Genomic DNA, 463 nt, shown 5'->3' on the forward strand with positions numbered 1-463 from the left:
ACATCGCCGCCCAATCAACTCACCAACCACTCAACTAATTGACTAATCAACTCACCAACCAATCAACTCAGTCGGTGAGTACGTCTCCGACGCGAACCGCATCCCTAACCGAAAGCGTCTCTCCCCACGATGATTCAGCTACTGTGGTGTTGACCATCAGTCTGAAGTCGTGATTGAACCAGTCGCCGCCGGACCACTCGGGCAGCGTCTCGCGGCGCTTTGTCATGAATGTCTCGCGGAACCCCGGCGTCCCCTCGCCGGTATCCGTATTGCGGGTCGGTACGGCACAGCGCTGGCAGGGGTTGACTCCTTCGAAGGTGGCGTCTCCGACGGTGAATTCGACGGTCGTCTCCCGGCGGTCGAACAGGTGGTCCTCCCAGAACGGGTCGGGGGCGTCGAATTCGAGGTTCGGTCGGAGTCGACGGCGCATCTCGTCTGTGTGCATGCCATCGAACCACGAGGC

1 protein-coding gene is annotated in these 463 nt (G+C 60.0%); it reads right to left on the reverse strand.

The window, feature by feature from the left end:
* Nucleotides 1-67: 67 nt before the first annotated feature.
* Nucleotides 68-463, reverse strand: a 396-nt coding sequence (locus tag DVK01_RS21325) for an MOSC domain-containing protein (RefSeq protein ID WP_121538850.1), incomplete at its 5' end; no start/stop codon positions are given.

It is taken from the genome of Haloarcula sp. Atlit-120R (assembly GCF_003665885.1).
Lineage (GTDB): Archaea > Halobacteriota > Halobacteria > Halobacteriales > Haloarculaceae > Haloarcula > Haloarcula taiwanensis.